The organism is Methylobacterium frigidaeris, from assembly GCF_022179185.1.
In the GTDB taxonomy this organism is placed as follows: domain Bacteria; phylum Pseudomonadota; class Alphaproteobacteria; order Rhizobiales; family Beijerinckiaceae; genus Methylobacterium; species Methylobacterium frigidaeris.
Genome location: NZ_BPQJ01000027.1, coordinates 43,645 through 60,185 on the forward strand (window position 1 = coordinate 43,645; position 16,541 = coordinate 60,185).

Here is a 16,541-nt window from a genome sequence, read left to right on the forward strand (position 1 = left end):
TTCGAGCCCTAGTGCGCCCACCACTCCCCTTCCCCACAGACGAGCGAGCCGGCCGCGCGGCGGCTCCCGCCTCCCGTCCATCATCCTGCCCCTGGCGAAGCATGATCGTGGTGCTGCTGCACGGCCTGGGACGCACGCGGCGCAGCATGGCGCGGCTCGCGGCACGCTTGGTTGCGGCCGGCTACCGCGTGGAGAACCTGGATTATCCGTCCCGCCGCCTCGCCATCGCCGCCTGTGCCGAGCACCTGCGGCCGGCCGTGTCGGCGATCCGGCAGCAGGCCGGCGCTCCGGTCGTGCTCGTCGGGCATTCCATGGGCGGCCTCGTCGCCCGGCACCTCGCGGCGGCGGATCCCGATCTCGTGGCCGGCCTCGTGATGCTGGGCACGCCGAACCGTGGCAGCGAGGCGGCCGACATCGTGTCGGCCTACAGGCTCGGACGGGCGGTGCTCGGTCCGGCGATCCGCGACCTGCGCCGCGACGCGTCCGGGGCGATCCCGGTGCCGGCCTGTCCGGTGGCGGCGGTGGCCGGCACGCGGGCGCTCATCCCGTTCTTCCGCCGCCGCATCCTGGAGCCGCATGACGGCCTGGTCAGCGTGGAGAGCGCGCGGTGGGGCGCCGGCGAGCGATGGTGCATGGTGCCGGCCCATCACACCTGGCTGATGAACCATCCCGCAACGGCTGCAGCGGTACTGGACGCCCTGTCGGTCTGGGTCTCGCTCCCCGAACGGGCGGGTTGACCTTGCATCCGCCGCGAAGCGGATCTCGCGCCGGCCGGGCTGCGGTTGAAAGAAGGCGCCCCCGGCTGCCGGCTGGCCCAGGGCCCGGTTTGACCACGCGACGGGACTCCGAGGATTGGGCCGCGGACATTCCGCTTGACCAGAGATGAAGGTGGCGACAGTGTCGCAGGACATGCCCAGGAACCGGACCCTTTGTGATCGACGCCGACGCCGCCTTCACGCGGCGGCTTCTCGGCTGCGCGTCGATCAGCGTCCCTCCGCGGGGTGACGGCCACACCGTCGTCCCACCCGCCGGACGCGCCCCGGCCCGCATTCCTGGAAACCCCCGCAGCCCCCGGCTCCGGGGGTTTTCTTTTGCCCGAACTCTGGAAGGACAGCACACCATGAGCATTCGCGTCGGCATTGTCGGGATCAGCGGCTTCGGCGGCGGCGAGGCGATGCGCCTGATCGCGAGCCACCCGTCTTTCGAGCTCGTCTACGCCGCGGGCGAGGGCAGCGCCGGCCTCCGTCTGGTCGACCGCTTCCCCGGTGTACCGGCCGAGCTGGCCGGGCTGGTGATCGAGAAATGGGATCCTGCGGCCCTGCCGAAGCTCGACCTGCTGTTCGCGTCGCTGCCCACCGGCACCTCGGCGGAGGCGCTGGCGCGCGTGCCCGAGAGCGTGAAGATCGTCGATATCGGCGGCGATCACCGCTACGTCGAGGGATGGGCCTACGGCCTGGCCGATGTCTGGCCGGACCGGATCACGGGCCGGAGCCGCGTCGCCAATCCCGGCTGCTTTCCCGCCGCGACGCTGACCGCCCTGGCGCCGCTCCTGGCCGACAAGCTGATCGAGCCCGGCAACATCGTGATCGACGCCAAGACCGGCATCTCCGGTGCCGGCCGGGGCGGCGCCGACAGCCGGTTCGGCTACGCCGAGAGCAACGAGAACCTGGTGCCCTACGGCTTGCTCAAGCACGTCCACATGCCCGAGATGGCAAAGACGATCGAGCGGCTGAGCGGCGGCAGCGCGGCCGGGCTGGTGTTCACGCCGCACCTGGTGCCGATGACCCGCGGCCTCCTCGCCACGATCTATGGCCGCGGCCGCGCCACCACGGCCCAGTGCCTGGACGCGGCCCGGCGCTTCTACGCCGGGCGGGCCTTCGTCCGCGTGACCGACGCGCCGCCGCAGACCAAATGGGCGACCGGCTCGAACCTCGCCTTCGTCAGCTACGCGGCCGATCCGGAGCGCGATCTGGTGATCGCGATGGGCGTGGTCGACAACCTCGGCAAGGGCGCGGCCGGCCAGGCGGTGCAGAATGCGAACCTGATCTGCGGCCTGCCGGAGACCGCGGGACTGGATGGTGCCCCAGTCTGGCCCTGAATGAAGGCGGGCCCGGGAGACTGTCCGGGAGACGCGATCTCGTCCCCTCTCCAGGATGCAGGGCCGTCCGGGGACAGAAACAGACGCGGGTTCCCTTTGCCACACCGGGAGAGGGGGATCCCGCGCCTGATATGACGAGCAGCCCTCAGGCCGCCCGCACGGTGTGGAGGAAGCGGGCCACCTCGGCCGAGAGGTGCTCGGACTGGCGCGACAGCTCTGAGGCCGAGGCCAGAACCTGGCTCGCCGCCGCCCCCGTCTCCTCCGCGGCACCCGCCACCCCGGCGATGTTGCCGGTGACCTCGCCGGTGCCGGCCGCCGCCTGGGAGACGTTGCGCACGATCTCCTGCGTCGCCGCGCCCTGCTCCTCCACCGCCGCCGCGATCGAGGTGGCGACCTCGCTGATCTGTTCGATCCGGGCGGTGATCTGCCCGATCGCACCCGCCGCCTGACCCGTGGAGGCCTGGATCGCCGCGATCTGGCTGGTGATCTCCTCGGTCGCCTTCGCGGTCTGGCCGGCGAGTTCCTTCACCTCGGCGGCGACAACCGCGAAGCCGCGTCCCGCCGCGCCGGCCCGCGCCGCCTCGATCGTGGCGTTGAGCGCCAGCAGGTTGGTCTGGGCGGCGATCGACGAAATCAGCCCGACCACGTCGCCGATGCGGGCCGTCGCCTCGGTCAGCGCCCGCACCTGATGCGCGGTCTGCCCGGCCTCCGCCACCGCCGCCTGGGCGAGGCGGGCCGAGCCGTCGACCTGGCGGCCGATCTCCTGGACCGAGGCGCCGAGCTCTTCCGCCGCCGCCGCGACCGTGCCGACATTCGACGACGCCTCCTCGGCCGCCGCCGCGACGGCGGTGGACTGGGCGGCGGTCTGGGTGGCGGTGGCGGTCATGGTCTGGGCGGTGGCCTGGAGCTCGGTGGCCGAGGCCGAGACCTGGCCGACGATGCCGCCCACCGCCCGCTCGAAGGCATCGGCCATCTGGCGCATGCCGGCGCGGCGCTGCTCCTCGGCCGAGGCGCGGGCGAGCGCCGTCTCCTCCTCCAGTGCGCGGGCGCGGATCAGGCTGTCCTTGAACACCTGCACGGCGTCGGCCATGGCGCCGATCTCGTCGCGCCGGCCGGCCCCGGGGATCGCCACCGCGAGGTCGTGGCCGGCGAGCCGGCCCATCGCGGCGGTCATGCGGGCGATCGGGCGGGCAATGCCGAGGAGGCTGAAGATGATCGCGCCGATCGCCGCCGCGAGCGCCAGCACCGTCATGATCGCCGCCGCCAGGATGCCTTGGTCGGCGCTCGTGCTGCTCTGCTCGGCGCGCGTCAGGGCGGCGCCGGCATTCATCGCCACGATCGCCTTGAGGGCGCCGGTCGCCTCCGCGTTGGTGCCGGTCATCTCGGGGGAGGTCAGCGTCGCCAGGGCCGAAGCCTGGTCGCCTGCCGCCATCGCGCCCGTCACCATCTTCTGACCCTCGAGGTAGCGGCTCCACTGCGTGACGAAGCGCCCGAACGTCGCCCGCTCCTCCGGCGCGGAGATCAGCGGCTCGTAGCGCGCCTGGAGGTCGACCAGCGCCTTGCGGCTGTCGGTCAGGGCCTGCTCGTTGCGGTCGTAGGCGGCATCGTCGGTCGACGTCACGACGAAGCGGTAGAGGTTGATCCGGTAACTTTGGGTCTCGGCGTAGATCTGGTTGATCAGGTTCGACGCCGGGATCCGAATCCGGGCGACGTCGACGATATCGTCCCGCAACGTCATCAGCCGCAAGATCCCATTGCCGCCCTGCGCCACGCCGAACAGCATCAGCGTCATGGTCGTCCCGATCAGGACGTGCTTGATTGACAACTTCATCCCGCGACTGCCCGGCATCGATGGTCCCGCCTCGTGAATCGAGGCACGTCCATGCATAGGAGTCGCTTCGTTAGTCCTTGATGAAGAAAAAAGTCATTGGCGCATGAAGCGCCAGATCATCGCGACAATCGGCAACGGAGCCGATCGTCTGGGCAGGCGCTGCCCGCCATTGGGCGGCTCTCTTCGCGCGGCCCTACTCCGCCCCGGCCTGGTGCGGCCGCGGCCGGGCCTTGCGCCGCAACGCGATCTCCTGCTCGCGCGCTTTCGGGAGTTCGCGGTGGGCCTGGTCGCGGCCCGGCAGGTAGGGCTTCGGCCAGGACTGCGTGCGGGCGTCGTACCAGGCCGAGGCCTGGCGGCAGAAGTTGGGGTTCCAGAGGTGCGGCCGGCCGAGCGCCACGATGTCGGCCCGGCGGGTATGCAGGATGGTGTTCACCTGGCCGGCCTCCGTGATGGCGCCGACCGCCATCACCGCCATCGGCGCGCGGTTGCGGGCCCGGTTGCGGATCGCATCGGCGAACTGGACCTGGAACATCCTTCCGTAGACCGGGCGCTGGTCGGCGACGGTCTGGCCGGCCGAGACGTCGACGAGGTCGCAGCCAGCCTCCTGCAGGGCCTCCGCCACCGCCACCGTGTCGGCTTCGGTCATCCCGCCCTCGGCCCAGTCGGTGGCGGAGATGCGCACCGACATCGGGCGCTCCGCCGGCCAGGCGGCGCGCATGGCGGAGAAGACTTCCAGCGGAAAGCGCAGGCGGTTCTCGATCGAGCCGCCATACGCGTCGGTGCGGGTGTTGGTGAGCGGCGAGAGGAACGAGGCCATCAGGTAGCCGTGGGCGCAGTGCAGCTCGAGCATGTCGAAGCCCGCCCGCGCCGCCCGCTCGGTCGCCTGCACGAAGTCGTCGCGCACCCGGTCCATCCCGGCCCGGTCGAGGGCTTGCGGCACCTGGCTCACCCCGTCGAGATAGGGGATGGGCGAAGCCGAGACGATCGGCCAGTTTGCCTGAGGCAACGGCCGGTCCATCCGCTCCCAGCCGACCTGCGTCGAGCCCTTCCGGCCGGCATGCCCAAGCTGCATCACGATCTTCGTGTCGGTGTGGGCGTGGACGAAATCGACGATACGGGCCCACTGCGCCTCGTGCGCATCGGTCCAGAGCCCCGGGCAGCCCGGGGTGATGCGGGCATCGGCCGAGGGGCAGGTCATCTCGGTGAAGAGCAGGCCGGGGCCGCCGAGCGCGTGCGAGGTGTAGTGCACGAAGTGCCAGTCGGTGAGGTTGCCGCCCTCGTCGGCCGAGTACTGCGCCATCGGCGCCATCGCGACCCGGTTCGGGATCCGCATCTCCCGCAAGGAGAGGGACGTGAACATCGGCGTCGGCCGGCTCGTCCGGTAATCCTCGCCGGTCTCGGCGTGGAGGCGGGCGTAGAACGCGTCGTCCACCGCCGCCACGTAGGCGGGATCGCGCACCACCAGGTTGTCGTAGGTGATGGACTTGGCCCGGCACATCACCACCATCGAGAACTGCTCCGCGTCCATGTCCCAGGAGCGGCTCATGTGCTCGAACCAGGCGAGCGAGACGTCGGCATTGTGCTGCACCACCTGGCAGGGGGTGCGCCGCGCCCGATCATAGGCGGCGAAGGCCGCCTGCACGTCCTCCTGGCCGTTCTCGACGAGGGCATCGGAGAGCGCGATGGCGCATTCCATCGCCAGCTTGGTGCCCGAGCCGATCGAGAAATGGGCCGAGGCCTTAGCGTCGCCCAGCAGCACGATATTGCGGTGCGACCAGCGATGGCAGAAGATCCGCGGGAAGCGGCGCCAGGTCGAGCGGTTGAGGAGCAGGCCGTGGCCCTGCAACTCCTCGGCGTAGAGATCCTCGAGGATCCGGCGCGATCCCTCCTCGTCGGTCTCGGTGAAGCCGTGGCCCTGCCAGCAGGCCTCGTCCATCTCGAACACCCAGGTCGAGCGGCCGGGCTCGTACTGGTAGGTATGGGCGCAGACGATGCCGTGCGGCGTCTCGCGGAAGAAGTAGTTGAACTCGTCCATCGGCCGGGTCGAGCCCATCCAGCAGAAGCGGTTGGACTTGATCTCGACCTCAGGACGGAACTCGTCCCGAAAATGCTCGCGGATGCGCGAGTTGATGCCGTCGCAGGCGACGATCACGTCGGAATCGGGGAAGCGGTCCGCGAGCTGGTCGGGCGGGATGCTCTCGCCGAAATGCAGCGCGACACCCTCCTCGCGGCAGCGCTCCTGGAGGATCTGCAGCAGGCGCATCCGGCTCACCCCGGCAAAGCCGTTGCCGCCGCAGCGCATGACCCGTCCGCCCTTGTGGATCGCGACGTCGTCCCAGTACGAGAAGGCGTCGCGGATGCGGGCGAAGGAGCGGGGATCGCGCGACAGGAATTCGTGCAGGGTCTCGTCGGAGAACACGACGCCGAAGCCGAACGTGTCGTCGGCCCGGTTCTGCTCGTAGACCTCGACCTGCCAGCCGGGCCGGCGCTTCTTGGTCAGGAGCGCGCAGTAGAGCCCGCCGGGTCCGCCGCCGATCACCGTGACGCGCATGGAGGGCTCCTTCTGTCGCGGCAGGGTCGCCGGCGTAGAAAGTTTATACTTGAAATATCCGGACGCAAGAGGGCGCCGAGGGTGCGCGCGACGGATCGTCGGACGACCCGCCGGCAACCCGGCTCCCGATCGCGAACGCCCGCCGGAATGCTGCGATGCAACGATCAAAACGGCTTGTTTTTCAGCATTATGCTCGCTGCACTGCACAGCGATGCGGCAAGGCGAAAAAGTCGTCAGAGGCGGTTGCCAGACGATATTTCATGCGTAAAGTATTGCTCGCGAGACGGGGTCGGGATCCGACGAAAGAGCGCCGCTCTCGCATCACGCGCCGACTCGACTTCGGCCGCTTCGCACCGGACAAGTGCGACGATGCTCTCGACCAGAAGGGGACACACGGGATGAAGTCGATCCGGAACGCCAGCCGCCTCGCGACCGCGCTCATCGGCGCCACGCTGCTGGCCGGCCCCGCCGCCGCGCAAGGCGCCGAGAAGGTCCGGGTCGGGCTGATGTTCACCCTGTCGGGTCCCTCGGCAGTGCTCGGCGAGCAGGGCCGCGACGGATTTCTTCTCGCCCTCGACACCCTCGGCAAGAAGCTCGGCGGCCTCGACGTCGAGGTGGTGACGGTCGACGACGAGCTGAAGCCGGACGTGGCCACCAACAAGGCGCGGGAGCTGGTGAAGCGCGACCGGGTCGACTTCGTGGTCGGACCGACCTTCTCCAACGTGCTCCGCGCGGTGGTGCGCCCGGTGACCGAGGGCGGCGCCTTCCTGATCTCGCCCAATGCCGGCACCTCGAACTATGCCGGGGCGGAGTGCAACCCGAACCTGTTCGTCTCCTCCTACCAGAACGACCAGGTGCACGAGGTGCTGGGCAAGTACGCCCAGAACAAGGGCTACAAGCGCCTCGTCCTGCTGGCGCCGAACTACCAGGCCGGCAAGGACTCGCTCGCCGGCTTCAAGCATTCCTACAAGGGCGAGGTGGTGAACGAGATGTTCACGCCGCTCGGCCAGCTCGACTTCTCGGCCGAGCTCGCGCAGATCTCGGCGGCTCAGCCCGACGCGGTGTTCGCCTTCATGCCGGGCGGCATGGGCGTCAACCTGGTGCGGCAGTACCGCCAGGCGGGCCTGAGCACCATCCCGTTCCTCTCCGCCTTCACGGTCGACGAGAGCACCCTGCCGGCGCAGAAGGACGCGGCGGTCGGCTATTTCGGCGGTGCCAACTGGGCGCCGGATCTCGACAACCCGCAATCCAAGGCCTTCGTGGCGGCCTACGAGAAGAAGTACGGCAGCGTGCCCGGCACCTACGCCATGCAGGCCTACGACGCGGCCCTGATGATCGACGCCGCGGTCAAGCGCGCCAAGGGTGATCTGAAGGACAAGGACGCTCTGCGGGCCGGGCTCAAGGCCGCCGAGTTCCAGTCCCTGCGCGGCAATTTCAAGATCGGCAACAACCATTACCCGATCCAGGACTTCTACCTCGTCAAGGCGGCCAAGCGCCCGGACGGCAAGTACGAGACCCAGATCGCAGAGAAGATCTTTTCGAATTATCAGGACAACTACGCCGCCGAGTGCAAGATGAAGTGACGGCGGAACGCAAGGTGCCGGGTCGATGCTCAACCTGTTCCTGATCCAGGCGCTGAACGGCGTCCAGCTCGGCATCCTGCTGTTCCTGGTGGCGGCGGGGCTGACGCTGATCTTCGGGGTGATGGACCTCATCAACCTCGCCCACGGCGCGCTCTACATGATCGGCGCCTACCTCGCCGCGACGCTCACCGCTGCCACCGGCAGCTTCGGCCTCGGCCTCCTGCTGGCCCTGCCGGCGACGCTCGCCTTCGGGCTCGCGCTGGAAGTCCTGGTGGTGCGCCACCTCTACGGGCGCGACCATCTCGATCAGGTGCTCGCGACCTTCGGGCTGATCCTGATCCTCAACGAGGGCGTCCGCATCGTCTGGGGCGCCGCCCCGATGAGCGTGCCGGTGCCCGACGCCCTGTCGGGCTCGGTGCGCCTCGTCGGCACCCTGCACTACCCGCTCTACCGGGTCGCGATCATCGTCGCCGGCCTCGCCACGGGTCTGGGGCTGCATCTCCTCGTCAACCACACCCGGCTGGGCATGCGGCTGCGCGCCGGGGCCAGCAACGGCCCGATGGTGGCGGCACTCGGCGTCGATATCCGCCGGCTGTTCCTGGTGGTGTTCGGCCTCGGCGCCATGCTGGCGGGCTTTGCCGGCGCGATGGTGGCGCCGATCCTGTCGGTCGATCCCGGCATGGGCGATTCGGTGCTGATCCTGACCTTCGTGGTCATCGTCATCGGCGGCGTCGGCTCGGTGCGGGGCGCCTTCGTGGCGGGCCTCCTCGTCGGCCTCGCCGACCAGCTCGGGCGCACGTTCGGGCCGATCCTGCTGCGCAGCGTGATGGACGCCTCCGCCGCCTCGCAGACCGGGCGCACGCTCGCCCCGATGCTGATCTACATCCTGATGGCGGCGGTCCTGTTCTTCCGGCCCTCCGGCCTGTTCCCGGCGCGGGGTTCCCGATGACGACGCTCGTCGCCCGTGCCGCTGCCGAGCCGCCCCGGCGCCGGGCGGCGCTCCCCGGCGCGGCCCTCGCCGGGCTGGTCCTGGCCGCGCTGGCCGCCCTGCCGCTCGCGGCGGAGGCCGCGGGGCTCCCGTTCCTGGTCGTCACCGCGACCCGGATGATGATCTTCGGCCTCGCCGCCCTCTCCCTCGACCTCGTCCTCGGCTACGGCGCGATGGTGTCGTTCGGCCACGCCGCCTTCATCGGGCTGGGCGCCTACGCGGTCGGCATCCTCGACGCCCACGGCATCCGCGACCTTGCGATCCAGGCGCCGGTGGCGGCCGCAACCTGCGCGCTCTTCGCCCTCGTCACCGGGGCGATCAGTCTTCGCACCCGCGGCGTCTACTTCATCATGATCACGCTCGCCTTCGGGCAGATGGCGTATTTCTTCATGGTCTCGCTCGCCGCTTACGGCGGCGACGACGGCCTGCCGCTGTCGGGCCGCTCGACCCTGTTCGGGATGCGGCTGATCGAGGGCGACCCGGCATTGTTCTACTGCGTGCTGGCGGTGCTGGCGGTCGCGCTGCTGACGCTTCGCCGCGTCGTCGCCTCGCGCTTCGGCAGTGTGCTGCGCGGCAGCCGCGACAACGCGGTGCGGATGCAGGCGATCGGCTTCTCTCCCCTGCCCTACCGGCTCACCGCCTACGTGATGGCGGGCGCCCTCGCGGGCCTCGCCGGGGTGCTGCTCGCCAACCAGGCCGAGTTCGTCTCGCCGGCCTACATGAGCTGGCAGCGGTCGGGCGAGCTGATCGTCATGGTGGTGCTCGGCGGCATGGGCACGCTGGTCGGGCCGGTCGCCGGCGCCGCGGCTTTGATCGCCCTCGAGGAGGTGCTGGCGCATTATTCCGACCATTGGCGCCTCGGCCTCGGGCTGATGCTGGTCGCCGTCGTGCTCCTCTCCCGCGGCGGCCTCGCCGGATTGGCGGCCAAGCTCGGGAGGCGCGCGTGACCCCGCTCCTCTCGGTTCGCTCCTTGCGCAAGTCCTACGGCGCCCTGAAGGTCACCGACGACGTCAGCCTCGACGTGGCCTCGGGCGAGCTTCACGCCATCATCGGCCCGAACGGCGCCGGCAAGACCACGCTGATCCACCAGCTCTCCGGCAGCCTGCCCAGCGATTCCGGCACGGTCCACCTCGCGGGGGAGGACGTCACGGCCCTGCCGATGGTGGCGCGGGTGCGCCGGGGGCTCGCCCGCTCGTTCCAGATCACCTCGATCCTCGACGGGTTCTCGGTGCTGGAGAACGTGGCGCTCGCGGTCCAGGCCCGCTCCGGCTCGAGCTTCCGGTTCGTCCGCCCCGCCGCGAGCGAGGCCAAGATCAACGACGAGGCCCTCGCCGCGCTCGCCCGGGTCGGGCTCGCCGACCGGGCCGGGCGGCGGGCCGGCAGCCTGTCGCACGGCGAGAAGCGCCAGCTCGAGCTGGCGGTGGCGCTCGCCACCGGCGCCCGCCTGCTCCTCCTCGACGAGCCGCTCGCCGGCACCGGCCCGGAGGAATCGGCGATCCTGGTCGGGCTGATGCGCGCGTTGAAGGCCACCCACACGATCGTGCTGATCGAGCACGACATGGAGGCGGTGTTCGCGCTCGCCGACCGGATGAGCGTGCTGGTCTACGGCCGGGTCATCGCCAGCGGCGCTCCCGACGCGGTCCGCACCGATCCGGCAGTGCGCGCCGCCTATCTCGGCGAGGAGGAGGCGGCCTGATGCTCACCGTCGAGGGATTGGAGAGCGCCTACGGCGATTCCCGCATCCTGTTCGGGATCGACCTGTCGGTCGCCAAGGGCGAGGTGGTGACGCTGCTCGGCCGCAACGGCATGGGCAAGACCACCACCGTGAAGTCGATCTTCGGCCTGCTCAAGCCCCGGGCCGGCCGGATCCTGATCGACGGCGAGGACATGGCCGGGCGCCCGTCCCACCTCGTCGCCCGCCGGGGCCTTGGCCTGGTGCCGGAGGGGCGGCAGGTCTTCCCGACCCTCTCGGTGGAGGAGAATCTGGTCGCCACCCATCGGGGTGGGAAGTCCGCGAAGTGGACTCTGGAGGCCGTCTACCGCCTCTTTCCGCGCCTCAAGGAGAGGCGGCGCAACGGCGGCGACCAGCTCTCGGGCGGCGAGCAGCAGATGCTGGCGATCGGCCGCGCGCTGATGACCAACCCGCGCCTCGTCGTCCTCGACGAGGCGACCGAAGGGCTGGCGCCGCTGATCCGCGAGGAGATCTGGGCCTGCCTGCGGGCGATCAAGGACGAGGGCGAAGCGATCCTGGTGATCGACAAGAACGTCGATGCGCTGGCCCGCTTCGCCGACCGCCACGTGGTGATCGAGAAGGGCCGCGTGGTCTGGACCGGCACCACCGCGGCGCTCCGCCAGGCGCCGGAGGTGAAGGACCGATTCCTTCATGTGTGAAACATCTGTCGCGAAGGAGTAACCGCATGACCCCCATGACCGCAGGCATCACCCGCGCCGGTGAAGGCATCGAGGGCGTCCGCTGGAACATCCTCGGCCAGACCTACATCCCCAAGCAGCTCACCGAGAGCTCGCTGTCCTGGCACGCCACCTTCCCGCCGGGCACCTTCGTGCCACCGCACATCCATCCGACGCAGGACGAGTTCCTGTACATCCTGCAAGGACAACTCACCGCCGTGCTCGACGGGCAGGAGAGCGTGGCCGAGCCCGGCGACACGATCCGGCTGCCGCGGGGCCAGCCGCACGGGCTGTTCAACCGCTCCGACGCCGACGTGAAGTGCTTCTTCTGGGTCTCGCCGGCGCGCCGCCTCTACGACCTGTTCTGGGCCCTGCACAATCTCGGGCCGCAGGCCAACCCGGCCGACGTGGTGGCGATCTCGGCCAAGCACGAGGTCGACTTCCTGCCGCCCCCGGACGCGGAGTGAGGCGATGCGCGTCATCATCGTCGGCGCCGGAATCGGCGGGCTCGCCACCGCCCTGATGCTCCACCGGCGCGGCATCCGCGCCGAGATCTACGAGCAGGCCGCGGAAGTGCGCGAGGTCGGGGTCGGCATCAACACCCTGCCGCACGCGATCCGCGAACTCGCCGAACTCGACCTGCTGCCGGCCCTCGACCGGGTCGCGATCCGGACGCGGGAACTGGCCTACTACAACCGCCAGGGCCAGGAGGTGTGGCGCGAGCCGCGCGGGATCGACGCCGGCCACCCGGTGCCGCAATTCTCGATCCACCGCGGGCGCTTGCAGGCGGTGCTGTACGACGCGGTGCGCGAGCGGCTCGGGCCGGATGCGGTCAAGACCGGCCTCTCGCTCGCGGGCTTCCTGCAGGACGAGGGCGGGGTCACGGCCCACTTCACCGATTCGCTGCGGGGTGATGCCGGCCGCACGGTGCGGGGCGACGTGCTGATCGCCTGCGACGGCATCCACTCGGTGGTGCGCCGCCGCTTCTTCCCCGACGAGGGCCCGCCGCGCTGGGACGGGGTGCTGATGTGGCGCGGCGCCACCGAATGGGCTCCCTGGGGCGACGGACGCACCATGGCGATCGGCGGCGGCATGGGCGCGAAATGCGTGCTCTACCCGATCGCCGAGGCTGGGGATGGGCGCCAGCTGATGAACTGGGTGGTGTTCGTGAAGATGGCGGACGGCACCCTCTCGCCGCCCCCGAAGGAGAGCTGGTCGCGCCCCGCCCACCGTTCGCAGGTGCTGCCTTACGCCCGGCGCTTCGCCCTGCCGGATTTCGATCTCGCGGCCCTCGTCGAGGCGACGCCGCAGATCTTCGAGTATCCGATGTGCGACCGCGATCCGCTGCCGCGCTGGACCCACGGCCGGGTGACGCTGCTCGGCGACGCCGCCCACCCGATGTACCCGGTCGGCTCCAACGGCGCCTCGCAGGCGATCCTCGACGCCCGGGCGCTCGGCGACGCGCTCGCCCGGTCCGAGCACCCGATGCAGGCGCTCCACGCTTACGAGGCCGAACGCCGGCCGAAGACCGCCGAGATCGTCCTCCTCAACCGCAAGGGCGGGCCGGAGCGGGTGATCGACGAGGTCGAGAAGCGGGCCCCGGCGGGATTTTCCCGGATCGAGGACGTGCTGAGCCACGCCGAGCGCCAGGCGATCGTCGGCGGCTATGCCGGCAAGGCCGGGTTCGCGGTGGCGGGCAAGGTGAGCCCGCTCAAGGTGGCGGTGTAGCTCCTTCCCCTCCCCCCTCGTGGGGAGGGGAGAGCGCCCCAACCCAGGAACGACCCGCGCCGAGATCCTTTAAGGTTGAAATATCCATGACCACCCTCTCTTCCCGCCACGTCCTGGTCACCGGCGCCGCCCGCGGCATCGGGCGGGCGATCGCCGCGGGTTTCGTGGCGGCGGGGGAGCGGGTGACCGTGCTCGGCCGCACGCCGGAGAGCGCCGCCCGGGCGAAGAGCGAACTCGGGGCCGCCCACGCCGTCGCCGCCGACGTCACCGACGCGGCGGCCCTGGAGCGCGCCCTGGCGGAGGCCGCGCAGCAGGCCGGTCCTGTCGCGGTACTGGTCAACAATGCCGGCGGGGCCGAGACCGCGCCTCTCGCCCGCAGCGACGTCGAGACCCTGCGCCGGATGATGGCGCTCAACTTGGAGCCGGTGCTGGTCGCGGCCCGCGCCGTCGTGCCGGGCATGAAGGCGCAGGGCGGCGGGCGGATCGTCTCGGTCGCCTCCACCGCCGGCCTCAAGGGCTACGCCTATGTCGGCGCCTACTGCGCCGCCAAGCACGCGGTGGTGGGGCTGACGCGGGCGCTGGCGCTGGAGCTGGCCGCCACCGGCATCACCGTCAACGCGGTCTGCCCCGGCTTCACCGACACCGACCTCGTCGGAAGCGCCATCGACGGGCTGGAGGCCAGGACCGGCCGCACCCGCGACGACCTCTTGACCGAGTTCACCCGCCACAACCCGATGGGCCGGCTGATCCGGCCGGAGGAGGTGGCCGACGCGGTGATGTGGCTCGCGGGACGGCAGGCCGGCGCCGTCACTGGCCAGGCCATCGCGGTGGCGGGAGGCGAGCTGTGAACGCGGCACCCGAGATCCCGGCCGAGATCCCCGCCCACCGCAGCGAGCTGCGGCTGTGGCTGCGCCTGCTCACCACCGCCAACACCATCGAGGCGGAGATCCGCCGGCGCCTGCGCGACCGCTTCAACACCACGCTCCCCCGCTTCGACCTGATGGCGCAGCTCGAGCGCGCGCCGGACGGCATCCAGCTCGGGGAATTGTCGCGCCGGATGATGGTCTCGAACGGCAACGTCACCGGCCTCGTCGAGCGGCTGGCGCAGGAGGAGCTGATCGACCGCCAGGTCTCGGAAGCCGACCGCCGGGCGGTGCAGGTGCGCCTGACGCCGCAAGGGCGCGCCGTCTTCACCGAGATGGCGAGGGCGCACGCCGACTGGATCGCCGAGCTCGTCGGCGCCCTCGACCAGGCCGAGCAAGAGGCCCTGTCGACCCAGCTCTCCGCCCTCAAGGCCTCGGTGAGGCCGGGCGGCCCCCCGACCCAGCCAAAACCAAAACGCCAGGGAGGCAAAATGAGGCGCCAGAACGCCATCGCGGCCCCGCTCGAAGGGTTCACGCCGCAGCATTTCGGCTTCGCGATTCAGGACGGCATCGCGACCGTGACCTTGAACCGGCCGGAGAAGAAAAACCCGCTCACCTTCGAGAGCTACGCGGAGCTGCGCGACACCTTCCGGGCCCTGCGCTTCGAGGAGAGCGTGACCGCGGTGGTGATCACCGGCGCGGGCGGCAACTTCTCCAGCGGCGGCGACGTGTTCGAGATCATCGAGCCGCTGACCACGATGGGCGCCGCCGACCTCCACGCCTTCACGACGATGACCGGCGATCTCGTCAAGGAGATGCGGGCCTGCCCGCAGCCGGTCGTGGCGGCCGTCGAGGGCGTCTGCGCCGGGGCCGGCGCGATCATCGCCATGGCCTCCGACCTGCGGGTGGCTGCTGCTGGCGCCAAGGTGGCGTTCCTGTTCAACCGCGTGGGCTTGGCCGGCTGCGACATGGGCGCCTGCGCGATCCTGCCCCGGATCATCGGCCAGGGCCGGGCCTCCGAACTCCTCTACACCGGGCGCTTCATGAGCGCCGAGGAGGGCGAGCGCTGGGGCTTCTTCAACCGCCTGGTGCCGGCGGGAGAATCCTTGGGCGCGGCCCGCGAGACCGCCCGCGCGCTCGTGCAGGGCCCGGCCTACGCCAACGGCCTGACGAAGCGGATGCTGCACATGGAATGGGCGATGGGGGTGGATGCCGCCATCGACGCCGAGGCGATGGCCCAGGCGCTGTGCATGAAGACCCAGGATTTCCGCCGCGCCTTCGAGGCTTTCGCCGGCAAGATGAAGCCGGTCTTCGAGGGCAACTGACATGCCGGACCGGACCTTCCTCGACTGGCCATTCCTCGAGCCCCGTCACCGCGACCTCGCGGCGGAGGCCGACGAGTGGGCGGCCCGCACGGTTCCCGCCCTCGTCGACCATCACGACGTCGACGGCTCGTGCCGGCGCCTCGTCGCGGCTCTCGGCGAGGCGGGTTTCCTCCGCTTCGCCGCCCCCGAGGACGGGGTGTTCGACGTGCGCGCCCTGTGCCTGCTGCGCGAGACCTTCGCCCGCCACGACGGGCTGGCCGACTTCGCCTTCGCCATGCAGGGCCTCGGCACCGGGGCGCTGACGCTGGCCGGCACGCCGGCGCAGCGCGAGGCGGTGCTGCCCGGGGTACGGGAAGGCCGCCGCATCGCCGCCTTCGCGCTGACCGAGCCGGAGGCCGGTTCGGACGTGGCCCAGATCGCGCTCGCGGCGACGCCGATGCCCGGCGGGACGGTGCGGCTCGACGGCGAGAAGACCTGGATCTCGAATGGCGGCATCGCCGACCATTACGTCGTCTTCGCCCGCAGCGGCGAGGCGCCGGGCGCGCGCGGCCTCTCGGCCTACCTCGTGCCGGCGGACGCGCCCGGCCTGACGATTACTGAGCGCCTCGACACCATCGCTCCCCACCCGCTCGCGCGCCTTCGCTTCGACGATTGCCGCGTGCCGGCGGAGAGCCGAATCGGCGAGGCCGGGGCCGGGTTCAAGGTCGCGATGGCGACGCTCGACGTCTTCCGCTCCACCGTCGGCGCCGCGGCGCTCGGCTTCGCCCGCCGCGCCCTTGATGCATCGCTCCATCGGGCGCAATCCCGCAAGCTGTTCGGGGCGCCGCTCGCCGCGATGCAGCTGACCCAGACCAGCCTCGCCGAGATGGCGACGGCGATCGATTCTGCGGCGCTGCATGTCTACCGCGCCGCCTGGACCCGCGATTCCGGCGCCCCCCGCATCACCCGCGAGGCCGCGATGGCCAAGATGGTGGCGACGGAGGCCGCGCAAGAGGTGATCGACCGGGCGGTGCAGCTCCATGGCGGCGAGGGCGTCCGCTCCGGCTCGGTGCCGGAGACGCTCTACCGCGAGATCCGGGCGCTCCGGATCTACGAGGGCGCCACCGAGGTCCAGAAGCTCGTCATCGCCCGCCAGATTCTCGCCTGAGGGCAGAGTCTCACCTGA

Annotated in this window: 14 protein-coding genes, 1 tRNA gene and 1 pseudogene (1 of these 16 running past the window's edge); 14 read left to right on the top strand and 2 right to left on the bottom strand. The window is 70.9% G+C overall.

Annotated elements, in window-relative coordinates:
• The 3 genes from MFF64_RS24005 to argC form a co-directional block, all read left to right on the top strand.
• Positions 1-23 (top strand) — tRNA-Lys (locus MFF64_RS24005); it begins 153 nt to the left of the window's first position.
• Positions 24-107: 84 nt separating this feature from the next.
• On the top strand, positions 108-737 hold the full coding sequence (locus MFF64_RS24010) for an alpha/beta fold hydrolase (RefSeq protein ID WP_165795694.1): 630 nt from the start codon (positions 108-110) through the stop codon (positions 735-737).
• A 383-nt stretch (positions 738-1,120) separates the two neighbouring features.
• Positions 1,121-2,098 (top strand): N-acetyl-gamma-glutamyl-phosphate reductase, encoded by a 978-nt coding sequence (gene argC, locus MFF64_RS24015; RefSeq protein WP_099902300.1) that lies wholly within the window; start codon positions 1,121-1,123, stop codon positions 2,096-2,098.
• A gap of 145 nt (positions 2,099-2,243) precedes the next feature.
• Here the strand turns inward: argC and MFF64_RS24020 are convergent, their stop codons facing one another.
• Together MFF64_RS24020 and MFF64_RS24025 are read right to left on the bottom strand one after the other, a co-directional pair.
• Positions 2,244-3,929 (bottom strand): methyl-accepting chemotaxis protein, encoded by a 1,686-nt coding sequence (locus tag MFF64_RS24020; RefSeq protein ID WP_238192611.1) that lies wholly within the window; start codon positions 3,927-3,929, stop codon positions 2,244-2,246.
• Between the two features lie 193 nt (positions 3,930-4,122).
• The gene (locus tag MFF64_RS24025) at positions 4,123-6,480 is read right to left on the bottom strand and encodes an oxidoreductase (RefSeq protein WP_099908369.1); all 2,358 of its coding nucleotides are present in this window, start codon (positions 6,478-6,480) and stop codon (positions 4,123-4,125) included.
• Positions 6,481-6,878: 398 nt separating this feature from the next.
• Between MFF64_RS24025 and MFF64_RS24030 the strand changes: the two genes are divergently transcribed.
• The 11 genes and pseudogenes from MFF64_RS24030 (at position 6,879) to MFF64_RS24080 (ending at position 16,523) form a co-directional block, all read left to right on the top strand.
• Positions 6,879-8,063: an ABC transporter substrate-binding protein gene (locus tag MFF64_RS24030; protein WP_099908371.1), complete on the top strand. Its 1,185-nt coding sequence runs from the start codon at positions 6,879-6,881 to the stop codon at positions 8,061-8,063.
• 25 nt (positions 8,064-8,088) lie between these two features.
• Entirely contained in the window at positions 8,089-9,012 is a 924-nt protein-coding gene (locus MFF64_RS24035) for a branched-chain amino acid ABC transporter permease (RefSeq protein WP_099908373.1), read from the top strand.
• Complete coding sequence (locus tag MFF64_RS24040; RefSeq protein WP_099908375.1) at positions 9,009-9,998, top strand: branched-chain amino acid ABC transporter permease; 990 nt, start codon at positions 9,009-9,011, stop codon at positions 9,996-9,998. Before MFF64_RS24035 ends, MFF64_RS24040 begins: the two co-directional genes overlap by 4 nt.
• The gene (locus MFF64_RS24045; protein ID WP_099908376.1) at positions 9,995-10,747 is read left to right on the top strand and encodes an ABC transporter ATP-binding protein; all 753 of its coding nucleotides are present in this window, start codon (positions 9,995-9,997) and stop codon (positions 10,745-10,747) included. The genes MFF64_RS24040 and MFF64_RS24045 overlap by 4 nt, the downstream gene beginning before the upstream one ends.
• A complete protein-coding gene (locus MFF64_RS24050; protein ID WP_099908378.1) occupies positions 10,747-11,442 on the top strand; it encodes an ABC transporter ATP-binding protein in 696 nt (231 codons plus the stop codon). The genes MFF64_RS24045 and MFF64_RS24050 overlap by 1 nt, the downstream gene beginning before the upstream one ends.
• Positions 11,443-11,468: 26 nt before the next feature.
• Positions 11,469-11,927, top strand: a complete 459-nt coding sequence (locus tag MFF64_RS24055; RefSeq protein ID WP_099908380.1) for a cupin domain-containing protein — start codon at positions 11,469-11,471, stop codon at positions 11,925-11,927.
• 4 nt (positions 11,928-11,931) lie between these two features.
• The gene (locus MFF64_RS24060) at positions 11,932-13,188 is read left to right on the top strand and encodes a flavin-dependent oxidoreductase (protein WP_099908382.1); all 1,257 of its coding nucleotides are present in this window, start codon (positions 11,932-11,934) and stop codon (positions 13,186-13,188) included.
• An 86-nt stretch (positions 13,189-13,274) separates the two neighbouring features.
• On the top strand, positions 13,275-14,036 hold the full coding sequence (locus MFF64_RS24065; protein WP_099908384.1) for an SDR family NAD(P)-dependent oxidoreductase: 762 nt from the start codon (positions 13,275-13,277) through the stop codon (positions 14,034-14,036).
• Positions 14,033-14,332 (top strand): annotated as a pseudogene (locus MFF64_RS24070) (MarR family transcriptional regulator); the annotation flags it as partial. The gene MFF64_RS24065 and the pseudogene MFF64_RS24070, both read left to right, overlap by 4 nt.
• Before the next feature lie 210 nt (positions 14,333-14,542).
• A complete protein-coding gene (locus MFF64_RS24075; RefSeq protein WP_165795887.1) occupies positions 14,543-15,376 on the top strand; it encodes an enoyl-CoA hydratase family protein in 834 nt (277 codons plus the stop codon).
• A gap of 1 nt (position 15,377) precedes the next feature.
• On the top strand, positions 15,378-16,523 hold the full coding sequence (locus MFF64_RS24080; protein WP_099908388.1) for an acyl-CoA dehydrogenase family protein: 1,146 nt from the start codon (positions 15,378-15,380) through the stop codon (positions 16,521-16,523).
• Positions 16,524-16,541 lie beyond the last annotated feature (18 nt).